Origin of the sequence: Coleofasciculus sp. LEGE 07092, assembly GCF_015207375.1 — a bacterium.
Lineage (GTDB): Bacteria > Cyanobacteriota > Cyanobacteriia > Cyanobacteriales > Coleofasciculaceae > LEGE-07092.
Map to the genome: position 1 here is coordinate 1 of NZ_JADEWY010000260.1, position 2577 is coordinate 2577.

At 48.5% G+C, this 2577-nt stretch carries 2 protein-coding genes; both read right to left on the reverse strand.

The annotated features are described in order from the left end of the window. Window positions 1–389: 389 nt before the first annotated feature. Window positions 390–2024 (reverse strand): chaperonin GroEL, encoded by a 1635-nt coding sequence (groL, locus tag IQ257_RS29335; protein WP_193882593.1) that lies wholly within the window; start codon window positions 2022–2024, stop codon window positions 390–392. Between the two features lie 94 nt (window positions 2025–2118). Continuing rightward, window positions 2119–2430 (reverse strand): co-chaperone GroES, encoded by a 312-nt coding sequence (groES, locus tag IQ257_RS29340; protein ID WP_193882596.1) that lies wholly within the window; start codon window positions 2428–2430, stop codon window positions 2119–2121. Between the last annotated feature and the right edge of the window lie 147 nt (window positions 2431–2577).

Here is a 2577-nt window from a genome sequence, read left to right on the forward strand (position 1 = left end):
ATCTTGTCAGAACTATTATATTTTATCCGGTTAATTCTTCTCTTTTTCGACCCAAAAATTAACGGAAAATAGTCAAGCTTATCCTGATTGAAGGAGTCGGGGGTCATGAGTCTTTATTGTCAATAAGTACTCCTTGATGACATTAAGGAGATAAGTCCAGAACGAGTTCACGTCAATCTGACGCGAACTCTTAGTCAACTGAGTACTTTTACTTGATTATTTGGATCGTTTAGCGATCGCCCCTCATACTTCAGTTATACTACATATTGAAGTGCGGAATGTGGGATCTATATTAATTATGAAAAAAGCTGCCTCTTTGAAGAGAGACAGCTTGAATTATTCATGATGTGTAAAGGCAATTCCTAAAATTGCCCCTACAGATTCAGCGATTAGTAATCGAAGTCACCGCCGCCCATGCCAGCGCCAGCACCAGCACCTTCCTTGGGTTCAGGCTTGTCAACTACGATACACTCGGTAGTCAACACCATCCCTGCAATAGATGCAGCATTTTGCAGAGCAGAACGAGTCACCTTAGCGGGGTCAACGATACCAGCTTCAAACATATCGACGAACTCATTAGTCGCCGCATTGTAGCCCACGTTGAACTCTTTCTCTTTAACCCGCTCGGCGATAACCGCACCGTTTTGACCGGCGTTCTCAGCAATCCGCTTCAGGGGAGCTGCCAATGCACGGGCGACAATCAGCGCACCTGTGAGTCCTTCATCTGTCAGGTTTTCGTTTGCCCAAGACTCTAGCTGAGGTGTGAGGTGAGCCAGGGTAGTACCACCACCTGGAACAATACCTTCTTCTACAGCAGCTTTGGTAGCGTTGATGGCGTCTTCCAAGCGCAGTTTGCGGTCTTTCATTTCGGTTTCCGTGGCAGCACCCACTTTCACCACAGCCACGCCACCTGCCAGTTTCGCCAAGCGTTCTTGCAGCTTCTCTTTGTCATAGGAAGAATCGCTTTCTTCCATTTGACGACGGATTTGCTCGCAACGGGATTTAACGGCTTGGTCGTTGCCTTCCGCCACAATCGTGGTGTTATCCTTGGTGATTGCGATCCGACGGGCTTTGCCTAGCATATCCAGCCGGGTGTTGTCCAGCTTCAGACCTGCATCTTCGGTAATCAATTGACCACCTGTGAGAACAGCGATGTCTTCAAGCATAGCCTTACGGCGATCGCCAAAACCAGGAGCCTTAACCGCAGCCACGTTCAGCACACCGCGCAAACGGTTGACTACTAAGGTAGCCAGGGCTTCCTTCTCAATATCTTCAGCCAGAATCAGCAGAGGACGACCAGAACGAGCGACTTGCTCAAGCACTGGCACCAAGTCTTGAACCAGTGTAATTTTCTTATCCGTAATCAGGATAAAAGGTTCTTCGAGGATAGCTTCCATCCGCTCCATATCGGTAGCGAAATAGGGAGAGATGTAGCCTTTGTCGAAGCGCATCCCTTCGGTGATTTCCAGTTCGGTGGTCATAGATTTCCCTTCTTCTAGGGAAATCACACCTTCCTTGCCCACCTTATCCATGGCTTCGGCAATCATCTGACCGACTTCTTCATCGTTACCGGCAGAGATAGCACCGACTTGAGCGATTGCTTTGGTTTCTTCGACTGGACGAGCGTGTTCAGCAATCTTGTTCACCAAGAAAGTGATCGCTTTGTCAATTCCACGCTTGAGAGAGATCGCATTTGCACCAGCGGCAACGTTGCGCAAGCCTTCCTTGACCATGGCATGAGCGAGTACCGTTGCGGTTGTGGTTCCATCGCCAGCGGCATCGTTGGTTTTGGAAGCAGCCTGCCGAATCAGAGCAACACCCGTGTTCTCAACATGGTCTTCCAATTCGATTTCTTTGGCAATGGTAACTCCATCATTCACAATTTGAGGAGCGCCAAACTTCTTCTCCAGAACTACGTTGCGACCTTTCGGACCCAGGGTAACAGCGACACATTCTGCCAGGATATCCATGCCCCTTTCGAGGGCGCGACGAGCATTTTCGTTATAAATGATGCGTTTAGCCATAGATTTGTTGAGATTTTTGACTCTAGATTTTGGATTTTGCTAGTTGTTCATCGTTGATGGAAGACTGTGAACCATGAACAATGAACCACAAAGGCTATGAAACGACTGCTAGGATGTCTTTTTCTGAAAGCAGAACGTAATCTTCGTTGCCCAACTTGATGTCGGTACCGGCGTACTTGGAGTAAAGCACCTTGTCGCCGATCTTGACTTCGAGTTCGGAACGAGAACCGTCATCGTTGCGCTTGCCAGGACCGGTAGCGACAATTTCCCCGATTTGCGGCTTCTCTTTGGCGTTATCGGGTAACAAAATGCCACCAGCCGTCTTCTCTTCAGCAGCGCTGACTTTGACGAAGACGCGATCGCCTAACGGTTTAACAGCAGAAACACTCAGCGTTACGGCTGCCATACAAATCCCTCCTAATTTACTACTTCAAATTGACTTTAGCACTCTCGGCTTCTGAGTGCTAATTTACCTAACCTGTGCCGTAAACTGCAATCATTGTTTCTGTACGGGTTCCCGAACTAGGGGTGATGGGGAGCTGGGGAGTAGGGG